Genomic DNA, 19,913 nt, shown 5'->3' on the forward strand with positions numbered 1-19,913 from the left:
AGGCGATAGGTTCGCTCGACTCCGCCGGAACGGAGGGTTTCGGTGCGGGTCTCCTGGGCCGTGACGCCCGTGGCGCCCGTGGCGCCATACAGCAGGAGTACCGTCAGCAGTGTTTTCAGCAGTGTTTTCATGGTTATCGAATGATATTTTTCATAATCCTTTCCGGGCCAGACGCCACGCTGCGGCGTTGTAGGCGTTGAGCAGCGGCCAGCGCCAGGCGACGGGCAGCCGGTTCAGCAGCCGCACCTTGTGCAGCGTACGGCGGTAGACGCGACTCCAGGCGAAGAAACGCGCCGCGCGGGCCGCTGCTTCGGTGTCCCCCTTGACACTCAATACCAGCGCCTTGCCCAGCGCCGCCCGGGCAATGAATTCGCGCTCCTCCTCGGGAGCATCGGGGTTATAGAGCTTTTCGAACGAGAAGTCGGTCCGTTCGGGGGTGTAGCCCGAAGCCGATCGATTTTGTGCGATGCGTGAATAGCGGACCAGCCGTTCGGGGGTGTAGCAGACCCGATAGCGGCGGGCGATTTCGATCCAGAGATAGAGGTCCTCGGCGATCTTCATCCCCACGGGGAATCCCCCTATGGTGTCGAAAACCCGGCGGGGAATGCAGCTGGCCGAGGGGATGGCGATGTAGCGGTGGGCCGAGTCGCGGAAGAAGTTGTCGACCACCCCCCGGCGGTCGAGCCCCGGGGCGGGGAAGGTACCGTCGTGGCTCTCGATCGTAAACCCCGCGCAGTAGAGTCCGCAGTCGGGGTAGTCGTCGATCAGACGCTCCATGGCGGCCAGATAGCCGGGCTCCCAGCCGTCGTCGCCGTCCAGCAGGGCGATGTGCGAGCTGCGGGCTTCGGCGATGCCGCGGTTGCGGGCGGCGCTGACGCCGGCGTTGGGCTGTTGGATAAGCCGCACGAGCGGCGATCCGATACGGCGCACCACCTCGGCGCTGCGGTCGGTTGAGCCGTCGTCGACGACCACGATCTCCTCGGGCTGACGATTCTGTGCCAGCACCGAGCGGAGTGTGGCTTCGATTTCGCGCTCCTTGTTGTAGAGGGGAATGACGACCGTGAAGGTGGTTTTCGGCATGGCTGCGGGGTGAATTTTTGCGAAGATACCGATCTTTTGCTACTTTTGCAAGAAAATCAGGGGGTATGACCGCATTCGAAAAAGTCGACCGTTTCGTGCGCAATCTCTACGAAACGGTCTTCTATCTGGCCGTCATGGCCTGGAAGGAGAATTTCCGCAACTACGTCGGGCGGGCCGGTACGGTCGGCCGTCCGCGTCCCGTTGCGGCCATCCTCGGCAACGGTCCCTCGCTGGGGCGCGAACTGCCCCGGCTGCTCGAAAGCGGGGCGGCCCGGGAGCGCGACTTTATGGCGGTCAACTTCTTCGCCCTCGATGAGCGGTTTGACCAACTGCGCCCGGCCTACTATGTGCTGTCGGACCCGATGTTCTTCCGCCGGAGCGCCCAGCGCGAACGGGTCGACGAACTCTACCGCACGCTCAACGCCCGGGTCACGTGGTCCATGCACCTCTACGTGCAGTACTACAACCCCGAACATTTCGATTATCGGGCCGTGCTGCCCAATCCCCGGATCCGCATCATCCCCTTCCACACGCAGCTCTACAACGGCTTCCCGTCGCTGCGCCGCCGGCTCTTCCGCCGCGGACTGGGGAGTGCCAACTTCGGCACGGTGGTCCAGGTGTGCGAATACATTGCCCTGCTGTTGGACTACCGCACGGTGGAGCTTTACGGTGTGGACCATACGCTGCTCGACGGCCTCATGGTCGACGATGAGAACCGCCTCTGCCGCATCGACAGCCACTACTACGACACGACGCCCGTCGCCCCGAAGCCGATTTTCCAGAAGGTTCCTCCGCGCCCCTATACGATGGCGCTCTACCTCTCGGAGGTGGCCGAACTCTTCCGCGGGCACGAGATCCTGCGCGACTATGCCGCGTGGCTCGGGGCGCGGATTGTCAATCGCACGCGCGGCTCGCTGATCGACGCCTACGAGCGCGATCCGCTCGACTGACCGCCCCGACCGTTCCGACCGCCCGGTTTCATCCGGACTGTCCGGTTCGCCGATCGGTTGCTCCATGTGGTCGGTTCCGGCAAGGCGCCCTGTTATGCAAACGATCCGAAGCGGGATCTCCGCTCCGGATCGTTCATTTACGCAGTCGGGTGCCCCTCTTTCCGCACCTACTGCGGCAGGTTGCGGCTGGCGGCAATGATCTCCGCCATGGCGAAATCCTCGGGATAGTCGATGTCGAGCCCTTCGATGCGGTCGACGACAGCCATCCAGGGGCGGTCGCCGATGCGCTGTCCGCGGCCGCACCACAACTCCCGCGAGAAGATGAAAAAGGCGCTCGTCTCGATGTAGACGGGTTCGATGGTCTGCGTGCGGGGGATGTTGTCGAGGCGGTAGTTGAGCGGCCGCCCCTCGTACCAGGCGAAGGTCTGGATCCGCTCGGCGCTGAACGATGAATCGTACTCGCCCGACTTTACCTTTGCGAGCGCTTCGGCGATCGTTGCCGGCCGGATGAAGGGCGACGTGGCGTGGGCCAGGACGTAGAGATCTGCCTCGACCTCGGCGGTGAAGGCGTCGTAGATCTCGCGTCCGAGCGTTGTGTCGCGGTCCAGCGAGGTGTCGCGGCGCAGGAACCGCACCCCGTCGGGCAACAGCGGGCGGATGCTTTCGTCGCTGCAGTAGACGTAGACTTCGTCGATTCCTTCGACCTGCGTCAGGGTTCGCAGAATGTGGCACATCAGCGGCGAACCGCTCAACGGGCGGAGGTTTTTTCCCGCCACGCGCTGGCTGTTGAGCCGGATGGGTACGAATGCAACGGTTTTCATGCGTATGAATCTTTTTGTCGATGCGGTGTTTGACGGCGCGATCCCGACGGCTCCCTCTTATTGGACCAGCAGGTTGCAGCCGCGGATCTCGGCGTGGTCGACCCGTCCCTCGACGACGAACGAACCGTCGGTGTCGACGTGTCCGACATCCTGCGTCTGGATGAAGGCGCACGACCAGCGGTTGGACAGGTCGATGATGTTCAGCCCGCCGCGCTGGCCCGCGGGCAACCCCTCGAAGGGATCGTTTACGTCGCGGCACACGGCCCGCATCCACGCCGGGCAGCGGAACCGGTTCCCGCCCTGTGAGTAGGCCTGCGAGGTGAGCTCCGCCATGCCGTACTCCGAGTGGATGGCCTCCACGCCGAAGGCGTCGCACAGAATGCGGTGGAACTCCTCCTTGGGAATCTCCTCGCGATAGCCCTTCATGCCGCCGGTCTCCATGACGATGGTGTTGTTCAGCTTCGGGGCGTAGCGTTCGGCCAGATCCCACAGCGCGTAACTCACGCCGAGCAGGATCTTCGGCTTTGGATCCCGGGCCATGTCGCGCAGCAGCGCGTCGTAATCGTCCAGGTAGAAGCCTCCCGACCCGCAGTCGGCGATCAGCCGGTCGGCCATGTAGACCAGCGACGACCCTTTGCGGCGCAGGTAGTTCGGCAGCAGGGCGTAGAGACTCCATCGCGACGGATCGCCGTAGAACGCGCGGAATGCCCCGCGGAATGCCTGCTCGTAGAGGGTCAGCGAGCGCATCGGATGGCGCGACGGGATCATGCCCGTGGTGGCCGACGAGGTGAAGACCGCCTCGGGCGGTTCCGCACAGCAGTAGACCTTGTGGCTCTTGAAGAGCTCGATGGGCAGGAACGGAATCTGCCGCAGCGAGGCGACCGCTTCCCGTCGGACGCCGATGCGGTCGAGGTATTCGCGATAGGGCGGGCATGCTTCGGCCTGGAAGCGGAACAGCTCCAGTGCCGCGGTTTCGAAGGCGGCCTTGTCGCCCTCCGCGAGGAGGAATATGTCGTCGGTGGAGATCATCAATGCAAAGGTACACAAAAATCGACAAACGACAACCCCCGGAGGAATCTTCCTCCGGGGGTTGTCCCTTCTTCATACAATCCGGGTCGATCCGTCCCGAACCCGCTTTTCGTCGGGCATGGAGGCGTCATCCGGTGCAGCGCACTACTTTTTCGACTTGGGTGCAAGCATCATGTTCATCTTCTTGCCGTCGAGCTTGGGCATCATCTCCACCTTGGCGATATCCTCCAGATCGGTGGCGAAGCGCAGCAGCAGGATTTCGCCCTGCTCCTTGAAGACGATCGAACGTCCGCGGAAGAAGACGTAGGCCTTGACCTTCGACCCCTCCTTCAGGAAGTTCATGGCGTGCTTGAGCTTGAAGTTGTAGTCGTGGTCGTCGGTCTGGGGTCCGAAACGGATCTCCTTCACGGTGACCTTCGCCTGGTTGGCCTTCAGCTCCTTGGCCTTCTTCTTCTGCTGATAGAGGAACTTCTGGTAGTCGATGATGCGGCAGACGGGCGGATCGGCCTTCGGCGAGATCTCGACCAGGTCGAGCTCCATTTCGTCGGCCAGACGCAGGGCCTCGCGGATCGGCATGACCTTCGTCTCGGGGATGTTGTCGCCCACGACGCGCACCTCGGGAGCCGTGATCTGCTCGTTGATGCGGTGCGGGTTCTCCTTTTCGGGCGGCCGGTGGCCTGTGCGGTTGTTGGTGCCGGCTGCGGGTTTCGGCCGGTTATTCCCGGGGTTGAACGGCCTCGGCGGGAATGGTTTCGGTGCTGCGATAGTTGTTGTGTGTTAAGTGGTTATTATTTTTTCTTTGCCTTTCCGCCATCCGCCGGAGCCTCTTCGCGGACGAAGAGGCTCCCTTCGGTGGCGGCATGCGGTTGGTTACCTGCTTGCGGGACCCTTCAGCCGGTTGGCTTCGACCTCCTGCTTGACCAGTCCGAGGATCAGGTCGCGGAAGGCCTCCGTCGTCATCTGGCCCTTGTCGCCCTCGCCCTGTGCGCGGACCGACACGAGGTTCTCGGCCTCCTCCTTCTCGCCGACGATCAGCAGGTAGGGGATGCGCTTGAGCTCGTTGTCGCGGATCTTGCGGCCGATCTTCTCGTTGCGGTCATCCACCTCGCTGCGCACGTCGAAGCCGTTGAGGTAGTCCGACACCTTGTGGGCGTAGTCGTTGAACTTCTCCGAGATGGGGAGCACGACGACCTGCTGGGGCGAGAGCCACAGCGGGAACTTGCCTCCCGTGTGCTCGAGCAGCACGGCCACGAAGCGCTCCATCGAGCCGAACGGCGCGCGGTGAATCATGATCGGGCGGTGGAGCTTGTCGTCAGCGCCCTTGTAGGTGAGGTCGAAGCGCTCGGGCAGGTTGTAGTCCACCTGGATGGTGCCCAGCTGCCACTTGCGGCCGATGGCGTCCTTGACCATGAAGTCCAGCTTCGGGCCGTAGAAGGCCGCCTCGCCGTACTCGACGACGGTCGTGAGGCCCTTCTCCTTGGCGGCCTGCATGATCGCCGACTCGGCCTTCTCCCAGTTCTCGTCCGAGCCGATGTACTTCTCCCTGTTGTTGGGGTCACGCAGCGAAATCTGTGCCGTGTAGCTGTCGAACTTCAGCGTCTTGAAGATGTAGAGCACGATGTCGATCACGCGCTCGAACTCCTCGAGCAGCTGGTCCGGACGCACGAAGATGTGGGCATCGTCCTGCGTGAAGCCGCGCACGCGCGTCAGTCCGTGGAGCTCGCCCGACTGCTCGTAGCGGTAGACCGTGCCGAACTCGGCCAGACGCACCGGCAGCTCCTTGTACGAACGGGGCTTCGAGCGGTAGATCTCGCAGTGGTGCGGGCAGTTCATCGGCTTGAGCAGGTACTCCTCGCCCTCGATCGGGGTGTGGATCGGCTGGAACGAGTCCTTGCCGTACTTGGCGTAGTGGCCCGAGGTGACGTAGAGCTCCTTGTTGCCGATGTGCGGGGTGATGACCTGCTGGTATCCGTACTGCTTCTGGACGTTGCGCAGGAACTGCTCCAGACGGTCGCGCAGGGCGGCGCCTTTGGGCAGCCACAGAGGGAGTCCCGGGCCGACGCGCTGCGAGAAGGTGAAGAGTTCGAGCTCCTTGCCCAGCTTGCGGTGGTCGCGCTTTTTGGCCTCCTCCATCATCTTGAGGTAGTCGTCGAGCATCGACTTCTTGGGGAACGAGATGCCGTAGATACGCGTCAGCATCTTGTTCTTCTCGTTGCCGCGCCAGTAGGCTCCGGCCACGGAGGTCAGCTTGATGGCCTTGATGTATCCCGTATTGGGAATGTGGGGACCGCGGCAGAGGTCCGTGAAGGCGCCGTTGGTATAGAAGGAGATGGTACCGTCCTGCAGATCCGAGATGAGTTCGACCTTGTACTGGTCGCCCTTCCGGGTGAAGGTCTCGAGGGCTTCGGCCTTGGGAACCTCGCGGCGAACGAGCGGCTCCTTGTTGCGGGCCAGTTCCACCATTTTGTTTTCGATGGCCGGCAGATCGGCTTCGGTGATGGGCGTCGGCGAATCGACGTCGTAGTAGAAGCCGTTGTCGATGGCGGGGCCGATACCGAACTTGATGCCCGGATAGAGGGCTTCGAGGGCTTCGGCCAGCAGGTGTGACGAGGTGTGCCAGAAGGCGTGCTTGCCTTCGGCGTCGTCCCACTTGTAGAATTTGATCGAGGCATCGGCGTCGATCGGGCGCATCATGTCAACCGTTGCGCCGTTTACCGAGGCCGCCAGCGAGTCCGCAGCTAAACGAGGGCTGATGCTCTCGGCGATCTGGTAAGCAGTTGTCCCTTCGGCGTACTCGCGTACGGAACCGTCGGGGAAAGTGATTTTGATCATAAAGGTTTTTATTAAAATTTTCGGGGCCTTCGGTGCTTCCACAATTACGAGACGGAATACACTTCGGGTTTGTCCGTTATTTTGTTTTTCTGTTACTCTTTGGGCTCCTTGGCATTCTGCGGAGTCTCCTTTGCGCCGTCGCGGGCCGATTTTTCGCGTTCGGCACGGGGCAGGGGGTTGGCACTCCACTCGGCCCACTGGGCGCGGTGGCGGAGGATGTCGATGGCCGTGTAGATGGCGTTGCGCATCGACTGCGGGTTTGCCTTGTCCTTGCCGGCGATGTCGAATGCCGTGCCGTGGTCGGGCGAGGTGCGTACGGCCTGCAGGCCGGCGGTGAAGTTCACTCCGTCGGGCGAGAGGCTCTTGAAGGGTGCCAGCCCCTGGTCGTGATACATGGCCAGGATGCCGTCGTATTTGGCATAGCCTCCGCCGGCGAAGAGCCCGTCGGCGGCAAAGGGCCCGAAGGCGAGAATCCCCTCATGGAAGGCGTCGACGATGGCCGGGTGGATGATCTCCTGCTCCTCGCGGCCCAGCAGTCCGCCGTCACCGGCGTGGGGGTTGAGGGCCATCACGGCGATACGGGGCCGGACGATGCCGAAGTCCTCGATGAGCGAGCGGTTGAAGATCCGCAGATCGGCGAGGATCTCTTCGCGGGTGATGCGGGCGGCGATCTCCGAGACGGGAATGTGCTTGGTGACCAGCCCCACGCGCAGCACGTCGCTGCACATGATCATCATCGACTCGCCTCCGAGTTCCGCGGCGAGGTATTCGGTGTGTCCCGTGAAGCGGAAGTCGTCGCTCTGGACGGTCTCCTTGTCGAAGGGGGCGGTGACCAGTGCGTCGAGTTCGCCGGCCTTCAGGTCGCGCATGGCCGTGCGCAGCGCCTCGACGGCGGCACGGCCGGCTTCAGGGGTGGGTTTCCCGGGTTCGACCTGGGCGATCTGGCCGCAGGCGACGAGGTTGATTCGTCCGCGGCGGGCCTCGGCGGCCGAGGCGACGGTCGTCGGGGCGAACTGTTCGACCTCCGTCAGGGTATTTCGGTATGCGGCAGCCGCCTGGGGCGATCCGTAGAGAACGGGGGTGAAGAACTCCGTGATACGGGGGTCGGAGAGTGTCTTGATGATCACCTCCCAGCCGATTCCGTTGGGGTCACCCTGCGTGATGCCTATCTTGTATTTGGGTTCGGTCATAACTCTTTTTCGGGTTGCCGGTTCCGGGGTGTCTCCTCCGATCGGAGGTTCCGGGGCCAAATGCAACTGTTTCAACTCACAAAAGTATAAATTTTCGGAATATGGCGTGCTCCGGCGGGGGATAAAAAATGCGATTTTCGCCGTATTCGCTCCGTGCGGGGGTCATTTCGCCCCGTACATGGCGGTCCGGCGCCGGAATTCGGCGCAGACGATGCCCGTAGCCATGGCGACGTTGAGCGATTCCGAACCGCGTCGGTCGGCGGGCCAGGGCGGGATGAAGAGTTTTCGGGAAATGCATTGCGCCACGGAGGGGGTTACTCCGCGGCCTTCGTTGCCCATCACGACGATGCCCGCGGGCGAGAGTCGGCTCTCGTAAAGGTTCTCCCCCTCGAGGAAGGTGCCGTAGACGGGTACCCCGTCGCGTGCGGCCGCAGTGAGCGCGGCGGCCAGATCCGTGTAGTGGACCCGCACGCGCAGAATGGCCCCCATCGTAGCCTGCACGACCTTCGGATTGAAGCAGTCGGCTGTCCCCTCCGAGCAGAGGATGTCGCGGATGCCGAACCAGTCGGCCAGCCGGATGATGGTCCCCAGATTGCCGGGGTTCTGCACCTCGTCGAGGGCCAGCGTCAGCCGTTCGCGCAGCTCTTCGGGGTGCAGCCGGTAGCGGGGGATCTCGACCAGGGCCACCGAATTCGACGGCGTCTTCAGTTGCGAGAGACGCTCCATCTCGCGCGGCGTGACCACCTCGACCTCGTCGCCCGCGAAGATCCCCTCGAGGGCGTAGATCCGCCGCACGCGCAGGTGCGACGTGCGCAGTTCGCCGATGAGCTTTTCGCCCTCGGCCAGAAAGAGTCCCTGCTCCGTGCGGCCGCGCTTGTCGGCCAGCGAGCGGACGAGTTGGATTTCGGCTTTTGTCATGCTTCTTTGTCTATGCGGAAGGTAACCCCTTCGGTGGCGGGCCAGGTGTCGGGGAAGAGCGTCCGGGCCTCCTCGACCAGCACCCCTTCGTCCTTGTAGCGTGACGAGTAGTGCCCGATGATAAGCCGTTGGGCCCCGGCCTTCAGCGCCGCCTTCGCTGCATCGAGCGTCGTCGAGTGGCCGCGGTCGCGGGCCGAACGCTGCTCGGCGGCGGCGTAGGTCGCCTCGTGATACATCAGATCCACCCCGCGGCACAGCTCCGCGGCCCGGGCCGAGAAGTTCGTGTCCGAGAGGTAGGCGTACGACCGGGCCCGGTAGGGGCGGTAGGTCAACTCGCCGTTGGGGATCACCTCGCCCGACTCCAGCGTGACATCCTCCCCTCTCTTGGCGGCGGTGATCTGGGCGATCGAGAGGCCGTATTTCACGATCTTGAACTTGTCGACGTTCAGCGGCGGCTCCTTCTCGCGGAAAAGCACCCCGGCACACGGCACCCGGTGGCGCAGCGGGATGCTCCACACCTCCACCGTGCGGTTCTCCATCAGCAGGGCGTGCTTCGTGGTGTCGACCCGGTGCCAGATCACTTCGTAGGGCAGGTCGGCGTCGAACAGCCGCAGGTCGGCCTCCAGCATCTCGCCGAACGGCGCCGGGGCATAGACCTCGAGCGGCGTGCGCCGCCCGTAGAGCCCCAGGGTCGAGATCAGCGGGAAGATGCCGTAGACGTGGTCGCCGTGCAGATGCGAGATGAATACCGCGCGGAGCTTCAGCGGATTGATCCCGTAACGGATCAGCTGCTGCTGCGTCCCCTCGCCGGCATCCACCAGGTAGTATTGCTCGTGGATGTTCACCGCCTGTCCCGAGGGGTGGCGGTTCGGAGTCGGCTTGGCCGACGAGCAGCCCAGTATGGTTACCGCGAAACTCACCGCAGCAGGAATCGTTCGCAGTCCAGGGCGGCGATGCAGCCCGAACCGGCGGCGGTGATGGCCTGACGGTAGTGGGGATCCTTCACGTCGCCGGCGGCGAAGACACCCTCGACCGAGGTCTTCGACGTGTTGCCCTCGACGCGGATGTAGCCCTCCTCGTCCAGTTCGAGCTGTCCGGCGAAGAGCTCCGTATTGGGGTGGTGGCCGATGGCCAGGAAGAAGCCCGCGATGTCGATCGTGCGCTCCGAACCGTCCGTCTTCACCAGACGGGCCCCCGTCACGCCCTGCTCGTCGCCCAGCACCTCGGCGGTGTTGTACTCGAAGAGCACCTCGATGTTCTCGGTGCGGAAGACGCGCTCCTGCATCGCCTTCGAGGCCCGCAGGAAGGGTTTGCGGACGATCATGTAGACCTTGCGGCAGAGCGAGGCGAGGTAGGTGGCCTCCTCGCAGGCCGTGTCACCGCCGCCGACAACGGCCACATCCTTCTTGCGGTAGAAGAATCCGTCGCACGTGGCGCAGGCGCTGACGCCCTGTCCGCGGAATTTCGTCTCGGAGGGCAGGCCGAGGTATTTGGCCGTGGCGCCTGTCGAGACGATGAGGCTCTGGGCCAGGATCTCCTTTTCGCCGTCGATCTCGACGCGGAACGGACGCTCCGAGAGGTCGACCTTCGTGATGCTGCCCGACCGCAGGTCGGTGCCCAGCCGTTCGGCCTGCTGGCGCATGTTTGCCATCAGCTGCGGGCCGTCTACCCCTTCGGGGAATCCCGGGAAGTTCTCGACTTCGGTGGTGGTGGTCAGCTGGCCGCCGGGTTCGATGCCCTCGTAGAGGACCGGTGCCAGGTTGGCGCGTGACAGATAGATGGCGGCCGTGTAGCCGGCCGGGCCGCTTCCGATGATCAGGGCCTTTACCTCTTCAGTTTGGTTGTTTTCCATGGTGTCTTGTTTTTATTGTTCGTATTCTTTTGCCTGTGTTGTGTGTTCGGGAGTTTCGGGATCCGGCGCTTCCGGCTGCCCCCCCCCTGGGGTTACGGGCGGGCCGAGCGTTCGCCCAACTCCGACTGCCGGCGTCCCAGATAGTCGAATTCGGCCCAGAGCCCCTCCTTGCGGACAAAGACGTTGCTTTCGACCGGGTCGTAGTCGATGATTTCGTAGATGGGCGGGATGATCCATTGTCCCTGCCGGTCGATGAGTCCCATGCCCGTATCGGTTTCGGCCTCGGCGCGGCCTTCGTGGAAGTCGCCGGCCCAGCGGAGTGTTGCGGGGATCACCACGCGGTTTTCGGCATCCACGAAGCCGTAGCCGCTCTCGTCTTCGACGCAGACCAGCCCTTCGGACAACTGGCTGGTCCAGAGGTGGCCGGTGAGCCTGCGCAGCGGGTTGTAGTGCATCTCGACATCCGAGACCTGCATCGGGTCCGAACGGCGGAGCACCTCCGCGCGCAGATCCTCGAACGAGGGTTCGTCGTTCTCCGGGTGTCCGAACCGGGCGTCGTGGTAGCGCAGCGGTATGAAGCGGTCGCCGACCCAGCGCAGATTCCGCGGCCGGAGGTTGTTGTGGGCGAACTCCAGCGTGCGGAGCGCCTGCTGCAGGGTATTGAGGGCCGTGAGGAGGCGATCGGTCGATTCGCGGCGCAGGGCCTCTTCGAAGGAGATTCCCTCCGGGAGGTACTCCAGCACCAGATCGCAGCGGAGCTCCTCGCCCGTGGGGCCTGTCCAGCGCATCTCGCCCGGAAGGATCCGGTACGGCGAGAGCCACTCCGAATTGAGGCGGCCGATGCGCGAGGCGGTGCGCTCGACCGAGTGGATGGCCGACGACGAGAGGGGCATCGACACCAGCCAGCGGTGTCCCTGCCAGTCGATCTGCGCCTCGGCGAAGCGCGTCGTGCGCATCAACAGCGGCAGTCCTTCGGGGCCGGGCACGGCCCGGGCGTCGGTCAGGTGCGAAAAGCAGAGGTCGGGGGTCAGCAGCGCCCGGATGAAAGTTTGGATCGTAGGTGTCATGGTGCTATTCGATCTTGACGCTGATGGAACCGATGTTGAGCATGGCGATCAGCTGTTCGGCCGAGGCGTTGTAGCTCATGCCCCGGAACGGAGGCAGGGCGCCGGGCCCCTTGGCATCGCGGATCGCCTCGTTGAAGACCTCGGGCATCGGGCTCGAGCAGTCGTAGAGCAGCCGCGCGTAGCGGTTCGGGTAGCCGGCCTCCTCCTCCGAGGGGAAGAAGACCGCCCGCTGCGAGTCGCCCGGAGCGATGTGGATGTTGACGAGCAGGACGTTGCCGTCGCACGTGCGCAGTCCGCGCAGCCGTTCGGCCACGCTGCGCAGCTCTTCGTCGTCGCAGTCCGTGGCCTCACCGTCGGTGATGTTGAAGACCGTGGGCGGGAAGCTCTCGGCATGCTCCGGACGGCGGCACCAGGCGTCGAGCAGCTCCGCAGCCTGGTCCAGCGCCTGATACATCGGCGTCTGCCCGGCAGCCTCGGGTGCAACCCATGCCGGAGCCGGAATCTCGCGCAGGGCCGTCGAACCGTCGGGCATCCGGCACTCGATGACCTCGCGCCGCATGGGGACCTGCAGGGCGGCGAGCTTCGCCACGGAGATCATCTCGACGCCGTCGGGCAGCAGCGAGTAGACCTCGTCGTTGCCCGAATAGCTCCATACGGCGATATCGTAGTAATCCCTCACGCCGTCGTTGCGGCGGGCCCGTTCGATCAGTTCGAACAGCAGTCCGTTGGTGATCGAGGCCACGGCTTCGGCCTTGGTCATGCGCCGGCCGTGGACGTCGATCTCCTCGGCCATGGATCCCGAACCGTCGATCAGCAGCACGAAGGCCGTGCGGTGGGAGCGTGTGATGCTTTGTGTGTACATGGGTTTTACGTGCTATCTCTATTTCAAACCTCTCACGGCGAAGTAATCCCTGCGCCGGTCCTCCTCGTTGTCGCAGTCCAGGCCGTAGCCGACGGCCATGTCGAGCGAACAGTCGCGCCGGTGGTCGGCGTCGGTCATCTCGCGCAGGGCGGCGTGGGCGTTGCGCCCGGCCTGGATGGCGTCGTTGAGCTCCCCGACGGTCGGTGTGTGGCCCAGCAGCGAGGCATAGACCTGCAGAGCCCAGCTGTGGGCATAGTCGTCGTAGTGGACGTCGAAGACCCGGAAGCGGTTGTCGACGGCCGTCGGATCGGTGAGTTCGCCGCGATCCACGGCGTCGAGAATCTCCCGCATGGCCTGCCGCGTGATGTATTGTCCGGCGGCGTCGATCCAGCGTCCCGCGCCGTTGTGACGGGGATTCGACTCTCCGCGGTCGAGCATCGACCCGAGAGCCGCCACGATGGCCTTGTTGTAGAGTTTCAGCCCCCGCTGGAGCGAGGCGGCGCGGATCAGCGTCTTGTTGTAGGTGTAGACTTCGGCGTCGGGGTCCTGCTCCTGCAGCGTGTGGAGGATGTTCACCGCATCGAGCATCGCCTGCGTGACGTAGGGGTTGTATTCGTCGAAGTCGATCACGTCGCGTTTGAGTTTGCGGCGGTCGCGTGCCGGCCACTTCTCGATGTCGCGCACGGCGCCGTAGCTGGCCAGGTTGGCCCCCGGCATCAGATGGCTGCGCCCCTCCTTTTCGATCAGGTAGGAGTAGGGAAGGGCCGACGTGTCGTGGTGGTAGGAGTGGTGGCCCATGACCATCGTGAAGGCCCCTTCGAGGGCCGGTGACATGATGTAGGCCCCCGAGGCGAACTTGCAGCCCCGCAGGTGGACCGACTGATGGACGGCCCCGCTCTTGAAGAGGTGGTTGCTCTGGTTCGAGCCGCTGCCGGCATTGAAGAACGAGAACATGCCGGCGATGAGCAGCGACGACTTGTGGTGCGAGACGGTGTAGGGACCGGCGAAGATCGAGGCGGCCTCGCCGTTTTCGCAGTGCGAATTGGCGAAGAAGAGCGATTCGGCTGCCGTGAAGCCCTTGTCGAGAATGCAGCTCTCGCCCACGAAGCAGCGTTCGACGGTCGAGCCGTTTCCGATGCGGGCCCCTTCGGCGGCGATCAGATCGCAGGCCTTGACATCGACGCCGATCTCGACACCGTCGCAGAGCGTGGCGTTTTCGAGCAGCGAGGCGCCGTCGATGCGGACCTCGTCGCCGATGCAGACCTCGCGCAGGAAGCGGGCTCCGACGATGCGGCAGTTGCGTCCCACGCGGCCGATCTCCGACTGCCGCTCCTCGACCCGGCGGTCGATCATGTGCTCCAGGGCGGCCAGGGTCTGCGGACGGTGGCGGTAGAGGGCCATGACGTAGGCCATTTGGGCCGACATCGTATCGAAGATCCGCACCGTGCGGCCGCCGCATTCGTTCATCGTGGCCACGCCGACGCCGTTTCCGAACGACGAGCGGTGGCGGCACTCCAGCGCCGTGACATCCTCGATCAGGGATCCCTCGCCGATCTGGCAGTTGCGCACCCGGGAGTGGATGATGCGGGCCTCGGAGCCGATGCGGACCTCGCCTTCGAGGCGGCTCTGCTGCAGCTGGAAAGGCTGGAAATCCTCCGAAACCCGGACTTGCGACCAATCTTCGGCCGTATTACCCAGTGCTTCGAGCGACGCGATCTGCTCGGCGGTCAACGTTCTGAATGGAGTCATAACTTTTCGGTTCTCAATCATCATGCCGCCGGCGGTCTCGGGGATGGCGATCTTCCGGCAGGCAATCCGTATCCTACAACCTACAAATATAACGATTTGCCGTCAAATGTCAAATTCCTGCCCTGCGCGGTTGATTCTCCGCCAGCGGCCGTCGCGCAGAATCCGGGCCCAGCCTTCGCGGAAGGGCTTGACGGCCTGACACCCCCGGCAGCTCAGACGGGTGCGCCCCTGCGGGTCGATGAAGTGCCACGTGCGGCCCAGCAGTACGGCGGCCAGCCCCTCGGTGAAGTCGAATCCGTTGTCGTAGAGCGGCGGAATGATCACCCTCTCCCGTGTGCGGAAGCCCCAGCGGCCGCCCTCGGCATACAACTCCGGCAGTGAATCCTCCTCTTCCGACGGTGGATTTCCCGACTCCGGAACCTCTCCTACGGTTTCTGGATTTTGTTCTGCGGCTCGCATCCGTTCGTTTCTCACCCCTTCGGACCGCTCCCGGTCGGCTCTCCGAACCGCCTCGGCCAGCAGCGCCGAAAGGTCGGGGAGCTCCGGCCGCGGAGCCCGCAGCAGTTGGGCGATGCGGTAGGCAAGGGCCATGCCCCGCGTCTCGAACAGCCCGAGCGTCTCGCACAAAGCCGGATCCGTGGCAGCCCGTCGTGGATCGTAGAGCAGTGCATCCGCCTTCCCGTAACGCTTCCACATCGTCGGATCGAGGGTCAGTGCATGGAGTGCCGTGGAGATCAGCGCCGCCGGATAGTCGTCCAGTCGAGCGTTGAAGTCCGCGGCCGTGCGGGCCGGATGCTGATAGGCGGCCGTTCCCAGTTCGGGGCTTGTCTCCCCTTTCATGCCGGGCAGAAAGGAGGCGTCCAGGTCGATCACGTGCAGCCGTCCCTCCGCATCGACCAGGATGTTTTCGGGTTTGAGATCGCCGTGGGCCCGGTCGTCGGCCACCATCGAGGCGGCCAGCCGGTCGAATGCCTCGGCCAACTCTCCGAGACGCCGGGTGTCACCCTCCGTAGCGGCGCGGGCGATGGACGTGTGCAGGTCCTCGCCTTCGATCCAGTCGCCGATCACCACGTCGACCCATACGCCGCTGTCGGGCGACGTGTAGAGGTAGAGTTCCCGTTCGAGCAGCCGCCCGCCGTAGATTTCCCTCAGGTGGCGCTGCGGCCGCAGGTAACAACGCAGCGAGCGGATCCTTCCCTGGTGGCGGATGCGGAAGACGGCCGCCGAGTTCCCGACGCTGAAGCACATTCTCCCCGACGGATCGCGGCACACCTCCACCTCTCCCAGCGTGCGGGTCAGCCCGTCGGGATCGGACAATGTCATCAGATATTGGCTCAGGGTGTGCATCTTATAAAGTATGACGGTCAGTGGTTCCCCAGGGCAGTCGAGTCTCCTTCCTCGCCCTCACCCGACAAAAAAAACCGGATTGAAACCCCGGTTTTTCGTATCGGACTGTCGGCATCGGCGGATGTCGACCGGCTCTTACCCCGTTGAGGAGGTGTTTTCGTTGAGGTGGAATTTGCCCGGTTCGTCCGGTTTGGCGTCGTTCTGTCGCCTTGGCGTCGCTCCGCCCGGTTGGACATCGCCTTGTTGCTTTGGTGTTGTCCCATCCGTTTGGCATCGCTCCGCCTGTTTGACGTCGGTCCGTTCGTTTTAGTGTCGTTCCGCCTGCTTGGGCATCGCGCTGTCCGTTTGGGCGTCACGCAGGAACCTGTCTTCGGGCCTCCCCCCCCCGACTGCCCCCCCCCTCCGAGGGATTAGTGGCAGTGGCAGTGACCGTCGTGGTCGTCGCAGCAGCCGTCGCCGCATTCGTGGTCGCCGCCGCACGATCCGCACGAGCAGTGGCCCTGCAGATCTTCGGGCGTCACGTCGCGCACCGAGACCACCTCCACCTCGAAGTTCAGCGTCTTGCCGGCCATCGGGTGGTTGAAGTCCATCTTCACGTGCTCGTCGCCGACCTCCTTGACCGTACCCATCATGCGGTTGCCTTGGGCGTCGCTCATCGGCACCTGGCTTCCCTCGAAGAGGATATCCTCGGCGAGTTTGCCGTCGACCATGAAGATATTTTTGGGAAGATTGACGATCGCCTCCTCGATCACCTCACCGTAGCCATCCTTGGGCTCGAGCGTGAACGAAACCTTGTCGCCGGGCTCCTTGCCGAGGATGGCCTCCTCGAATTTGGGGAGCAGCATGCCCGTACCGAAGATGAACTCCAGGGGCTGTCCGGGGCGCGACTGGTCTGCGATTTTGCCGTCGACGGTGAGTTTGTAGTCTACGGCGACCATTTTGTTCTGTTCTACTTTCATTTTTCTATGTCTTTAGAATGTTTGCGTGCTGATGTTGCTTGCAGCGCCCAAAGGTACGCACTTCGGGGCGAGTTGCCAAATTATCAGGCAAAATTTTCAGGAAACGGTTCCCTGAAAACATCGTGCCGAATTCCGTGAAAAAGGACGGCAAATCGCTTCGCCGCCCTTTTTTCGGATGAGGCATTTCGGATGGGGTGCGCAGTTTCGAAGCCGTGCTTCTCTCAGCGTCTCCCTTGTGCTCTCGGCGTCTCCCTCATGCAGCCCCCCCCCTCCGGCTCCGGATCAGTCGCAGTTGCGGCAGCAGAGGTTGCGGTCGCCGTAACCGTTGTCGATCTTCGACACGTAGGGGAAGAACTTGGCCGTGCGGACCCATTCGAGCGGGAAGGCGGCCTCCATGCGCGAGTAGGGGTGGGGCCACTCGCCGGCCAGTTCGACGGCCGTATGCGGGGCGTTGGTCACCACGTTGTTCTTCTCTCCGGCGGCCGCTGCGGCTTCGCATTCGCGCTTGATCTGCACCAGCGCCTCCATGAAGCGGTCCATCTCCTCCTTGGGTTCCGACTCCGTGGGCTCGACCATCAGCGTCTCGTGAACCGGGAACGAGAGGGTCGGGGCGTGGAAGCCGTAGTCCATCAGACGGTGGGCGATGTCGCCGCAGTCGATGTCGTAATCCTTCTTGAAGTGGGTCAGGTCGAGGATCATCTCGTGGCCCACGCGCCCCGTCTCACCCGAGTAGTAGGTGCGGAACTCCTTCTTGAGGGCTGCCGACATGTAGTTGGCGTTGACGATGGCCATTTCGGTGACCCGCTTCAGCCCCTCGGCGCCGAGCATCTTGATGTATCCGTAGGTGATGGGCAGCAGCATGGCCGAGCCCCACGGTGCCGAAGCGACGGCCGTGATGCCCTCTTCGCCGCCCGTGGCGACGATCGGGTGGGTGGGGAGGAAGGCCTTCAGCGGTTCGGCCACGCAGATCGGGCCCACACCCGGGCCGCCGCCTCCGTGCGGCATGGCGAAGGTCTTGTGGAGGTTCAGGTGGCAGACGTCGGCTCCGATGTAGCCCGGGTTGGTCAGCCCCACCTGGGCGTTCATGTTGGCGCCGTCCATGTAGACCAGACCGCCGGCGTCGTGCACCGCGTCGACGATTTCGCGGATGCGGCTCTCGAAGACGCCGTGCGTCGAGGGGTAGGTCACCATCAGCGCGCACAGCTCCGAGCTGCACTCGCGGGCCTTGGCCTTCAGGTCGTCGACGTCGATGTTGCCGCGCTCGTCGCAGGCCACCGTGACGATCTTCATGCCGGCCATGGCGGCCGATGCGGGATTCGTGCCGTGGGCCGAGGCGGGGATCAGCACGACGTTGCGGTAGCCCTGGCCGCGGCTCTGGTGGTAGGCGCGGATCACCATCAGTCCCGAGTACTCGCCGGCGGCACCCGAATTGGGCTGCAGCGAGCAGGCGGCCAGTCCGGTGATCGTGGCCAGATCGTGCTCCAGTTCGGCGATCATCGTCAGATAGCCCTCGGCCTGGTCGGCCGGAGCGTAGGGGTGCATGTTCTGGAAGCCGGCCAGCGAGAGCGGCTGCATGAGCACCGCGGCATTGAGCTTCATGGTGCACGAACCGAGCGAGATCATCGAGTTGGCCAGCGAGATGTCTCTCAGTTCGAGGCGTTTGATGTAGCGCATCAGGGCGCTTTCGGAGCGGTACCGGTTGAAGACCGGCTCCTGGAGGAAGGCCGACTGACGGCGCAGCGCCACCGGAATGCAACTTTCGGTGACAGCCTTCACGGCCTTGGTCTTCTTGCCCTTGGCGGCGGCGAAGATCCCGATGACGGTCTCGACCTCCTCGGGGGTGGTCACCTCGTCGAACGACATGCGCACGCGCTCCTCCGAAGGGTAGAAGAAGTTGATCCCCTTGTCGAGGGCCAGCGACTGTACGACGGCGGCTTCGGCCTCGACCTCCAGCGTATCGAAGAACTCCTTCGAAGAGAGCTTGTAGTCCAGCGCTTCGAGGGCGCGGGCCACGGTGGCGGCCGCGAGATGGGCCGTCATGGCGGCGCGCAGCAGCCCCTCGGGGCCGTTGTAGACGCAGTAGAAGCCCACCATCGAGGCCATCAGCGCCGAGGCGGTGCAGATGTTCGACGTGGCGCGTTCGCGCTTGATGTGCTGTTCGCGCATCTGCAGGGCCATGCGCAGGGCCTTGTTGCCCAGCCTGTCGACCGAGACGCCGATGATGCGGCCCGGCATGTTGCGCTTGAAGGCCTCGCGCGTGGTCATGTAGCCGGCGCTCGGGCCTCCGAAGCCCATCGGCGTACCCAGACGCTGGGTCGAACCCACGGCGATGTCGGCGCCCCATTCGCCCGGCGCCTTGAGCAGCGCCAGCGCCAGCGGATCGGCCACGGCCGTAACGAGTGCCCCCTTGGCGTGGGCGGCGGCGGTGAAGTCGGCGTAGTCGCGCACCGTGCCGTCGGCGGCCGGATACTGGACGATGGCGCCGAACTCGCGGCCCGTGAATTCGTATTCGTCATACTCGTCGATGATCAGCTCGATGCCGAAGGGTTCGCTGCGCGTGAGCAGCACGTCGAGCGTCTGCGGGAAGAGGTTGCGGTCGACGAAGAGCTGGTTGCGTCCCTCCTTGACGGCCTCGCGCGAACGCAGGGCGTACATCATCAGCATGGCTTCGGCCGTGGCCGTGCCCTCGTCCAGGAGCGAGCAGTTGCCGATCTCCATGCCGGTCAGCGAGATCAGGGCGGTCTGGAAGTTCAGCAGCGCCTCGAGGCGGCCCTGCGAGATCTCGGCCTGATAGGGGGTATAGGAGGTGTACCACGCGGGGTTCTCGAAGACGTTGCGCGAGACGGCGGCCGGCACGGCGCACGGATACCATCCCATGCCGATGAACGACCGCAGCGTGCGGTTGCGGTCGGCCAGCTCGCGGATGTGGGCGGCGAATTCGTACTCGCTCATCCCTTCGGCGGGCAGCGCCAGGGGCTTCTTGAGCCGGATGGATTGCGGAATGACCTGTGCGATCAGTTCGTCGACCGACCCCACGCCGATCACGTCGAGCATCGCCTTGAGGTCCTTTTCGTTGTTGACGCCGATGTGGCGTCCGGAGAATTTGTCGAACATAAAAGGTTTATGGGTTATGTTGTTTTTTTGCGTTGTCTGCGTATTCGGTTCCGGGGGCGGCGGTTGCGGCCTCTTCAGGTCTCCCGTCCCGGGATCATACAAAGGTAAGACAAATGCAACGGACGCCCAAATTTTCCGCCGCT

The 19,913-nt window shown here is 64.0% G+C and carries 16 protein-coding genes; 1 reads left to right on the forward strand and 15 read right to left on the reverse strand.

From position 1 onward, the window contains the following. Positions 1-150: 150 nt before the first annotated feature. A complete protein-coding gene (locus tag PUQ42_RS08160; RefSeq protein ID WP_273372801.1) occupies positions 151-1,080 on the reverse strand; it encodes a glycosyltransferase family 2 protein in 930 nt (309 codons plus the stop codon). A gap of 65 nt (positions 1,081-1,145) precedes the next feature. Here PUQ42_RS08160 and PUQ42_RS08165 point away from each other — a divergent pair, with 65 nt between their 5' ends. Continuing rightward, entirely contained in the window at positions 1,146-2,030 is an 885-nt protein-coding gene (locus tag PUQ42_RS08165) for a hypothetical protein (RefSeq protein WP_273372803.1), read from the forward strand. A gap of 167 nt (positions 2,031-2,197) precedes the next feature. On the opposite strand, the gene PUQ42_RS08170 is transcribed toward PUQ42_RS08165, so the two are convergent. From PUQ42_RS08170 to gcvP, 14 genes are all read right to left on the reverse strand, one after another. Beyond that, positions 2,198-2,851 (reverse strand): acylneuraminate cytidylyltransferase family protein, encoded by a 654-nt coding sequence (locus PUQ42_RS08170; RefSeq protein ID WP_087404237.1) that lies wholly within the window; start codon positions 2,849-2,851, stop codon positions 2,198-2,200. A gap of 57 nt (positions 2,852-2,908) precedes the next feature. Then, positions 2,909-3,880, reverse strand: a complete 972-nt coding sequence (locus tag PUQ42_RS08175; protein ID WP_273372806.1) for a LuxE/PaaK family acyltransferase — start codon at positions 3,878-3,880, stop codon at positions 2,909-2,911. A 144-nt stretch (positions 3,881-4,024) separates the two neighbouring features. Beyond that, positions 4,025-4,645, reverse strand: a complete 621-nt coding sequence (gene infC, locus PUQ42_RS08180; RefSeq protein WP_420534957.1) for a translation initiation factor IF-3 — start codon at positions 4,643-4,645, stop codon at positions 4,025-4,027. Positions 4,646-4,750: 105 nt separating this feature from the next. Further along, a complete protein-coding gene (gene thrS, locus PUQ42_RS08185) occupies positions 4,751-6,712 on the reverse strand; it encodes a threonine--tRNA ligase (RefSeq protein WP_273372808.1) in 1,962 nt (653 codons plus the stop codon). Between the two features lie 92 nt (positions 6,713-6,804). Beyond that, on the reverse strand, positions 6,805-7,902 hold the full coding sequence (pdxA, locus tag PUQ42_RS08190; protein WP_273372810.1) for a 4-hydroxythreonine-4-phosphate dehydrogenase PdxA: 1,098 nt from the start codon (positions 7,900-7,902) through the stop codon (positions 6,805-6,807). A gap of 162 nt (positions 7,903-8,064) precedes the next feature. Then, on the reverse strand, positions 8,065-8,820 hold the full coding sequence (locus PUQ42_RS08195) for an RNA methyltransferase (protein ID WP_273372812.1): 756 nt from the start codon (positions 8,818-8,820) through the stop codon (positions 8,065-8,067). After that, entirely contained in the window at positions 8,817-9,740 is a 924-nt protein-coding gene (locus tag PUQ42_RS08200) for a ribonuclease Z (protein ID WP_087404242.1), read from the reverse strand. Before PUQ42_RS08200 ends, PUQ42_RS08195 begins: the two co-directional genes overlap by 4 nt. After that, positions 9,737-10,672: a thioredoxin-disulfide reductase gene (gene trxB / locus PUQ42_RS08205; RefSeq protein ID WP_273372814.1), complete on the reverse strand. Its 936-nt coding sequence runs from the start codon at positions 10,670-10,672 to the stop codon at positions 9,737-9,739. Before trxB ends, PUQ42_RS08200 begins: the two co-directional genes overlap by 4 nt. 92 nt (positions 10,673-10,764) lie before the next feature. Next, positions 10,765-11,739 carry a WG repeat-containing protein gene (locus tag PUQ42_RS08210; RefSeq protein WP_273372815.1) on the reverse strand — a complete coding sequence of 325 codons (975 nt, stop codon included), beginning with the start codon at positions 11,737-11,739 and terminating at the stop codon, positions 10,765-10,767. A gap of 4 nt (positions 11,740-11,743) precedes the next feature. Then, positions 11,744-12,601: a vWA domain-containing protein gene (locus PUQ42_RS08215; protein ID WP_273372817.1), complete on the reverse strand. Its 858-nt coding sequence runs from the start codon at positions 12,599-12,601 to the stop codon at positions 11,744-11,746. Positions 12,602-12,619: 18 nt separating this feature from the next. Further along, complete coding sequence (locus PUQ42_RS08220; protein WP_273372819.1) at positions 12,620-14,350, reverse strand: DUF4954 family protein; 1,731 nt, start codon at positions 14,348-14,350, stop codon at positions 12,620-12,622. Between the two features lie 102 nt (positions 14,351-14,452). Then, entirely contained in the window at positions 14,453-15,697 is a 1,245-nt protein-coding gene (locus tag PUQ42_RS08225) for a WG repeat-containing protein (protein ID WP_273372822.1), read from the reverse strand. A gap of 410 nt (positions 15,698-16,107) precedes the next feature. Further along, complete coding sequence (locus PUQ42_RS08230) at positions 16,108-16,656, reverse strand: FKBP-type peptidyl-prolyl cis-trans isomerase (protein WP_273372824.1); 549 nt, start codon at positions 16,654-16,656, stop codon at positions 16,108-16,110. Between the two features lie 282 nt (positions 16,657-16,938). Beyond that, positions 16,939-19,770 carry an aminomethyl-transferring glycine dehydrogenase gene (gcvP, locus tag PUQ42_RS08235; protein WP_122119801.1) on the reverse strand — a complete coding sequence of 944 codons (2,832 nt, stop codon included), beginning with the start codon at positions 19,768-19,770 and terminating at the stop codon, positions 16,939-16,941. Positions 19,771-19,913 lie beyond the last annotated feature (143 nt).

The sequence above is a fragment of the Alistipes megaguti genome (assembly GCF_944320325.1).
Taxonomy (GTDB): Bacteria; Bacteroidota; Bacteroidia; order Bacteroidales; family Rikenellaceae; genus Alistipes; species Alistipes megaguti.

Excerpts from the sequence above, each read along its gene's own strand:
- PUQ42_RS08210 (WP_273372815.1), bottom strand. The coding sequence starts at position 11,739 with ATGACACCTACGATCCAAACTTTCATCCGGGCGCTGCTGACCCCCGAC.
- PUQ42_RS08220 (WP_273372819.1), bottom strand. The coding sequence starts at position 14,350 with ATGACTCCATTCAGAACGTTGACCGCCGAGCAGATCGCGTCGCTCGAA.
- gcvP (WP_122119801.1), bottom strand. The coding sequence starts at position 19,770 with ATGTTCGACAAATTCTCCGGACGCCACATCGGCGTCAACAACGAAAAG.
- trxB (WP_273372814.1), bottom strand. The coding sequence starts at position 10,672 with ATGGAAAACAACCAAACTGAAGAGGTAAAGGCCCTGATCATCGGAAGC.
- PUQ42_RS08195 (WP_273372812.1), bottom strand. The coding sequence starts at position 8,820 with ATGACAAAAGCCGAAATCCAACTCGTCCGCTCGCTGGCCGACAAGCGC.
- PUQ42_RS08225 (WP_273372822.1), bottom strand. The coding sequence starts at position 15,697 with ATGCACACCCTGAGCCAATATCTGATGACATTGTCCGATCCCGACGGG.
- thrS (WP_273372808.1), bottom strand. The coding sequence starts at position 6,712 with ATGATCAAAATCACTTTCCCCGACGGTTCCGTACGCGAGTACGCCGAA.
- PUQ42_RS08165 (WP_273372803.1), top strand. The coding sequence starts at position 1,146 with ATGACCGCATTCGAAAAAGTCGACCGTTTCGTGCGCAATCTCTACGAA.
- PUQ42_RS08230 (WP_273372824.1), bottom strand. The coding sequence starts at position 16,656 with ATGAAAGTAGAACAGAACAAAATGGTCGCCGTAGACTACAAACTCACC.
- pdxA (WP_273372810.1), bottom strand. The coding sequence starts at position 7,902 with ATGACCGAACCCAAATACAAGATAGGCATCACGCAGGGTGACCCCAAC.
- PUQ42_RS08170 (WP_087404237.1), bottom strand. The coding sequence starts at position 2,851 with ATGAAAACCGTTGCATTCGTACCCATCCGGCTCAACAGCCAGCGCGTG.
- PUQ42_RS08175 (WP_273372806.1), bottom strand. The coding sequence starts at position 3,880 with ATGATCTCCACCGACGACATATTCCTCCTCGCGGAGGGCGACAAGGCC.
- PUQ42_RS08160 (WP_273372801.1), bottom strand. The coding sequence starts at position 1,080 with ATGCCGAAAACCACCTTCACGGTCGTCATTCCCCTCTACAACAAGGAG.
- PUQ42_RS08215 (WP_273372817.1), bottom strand. The coding sequence starts at position 12,601 with ATGTACACACAAAGCATCACACGCTCCCACCGCACGGCCTTCGTGCTG.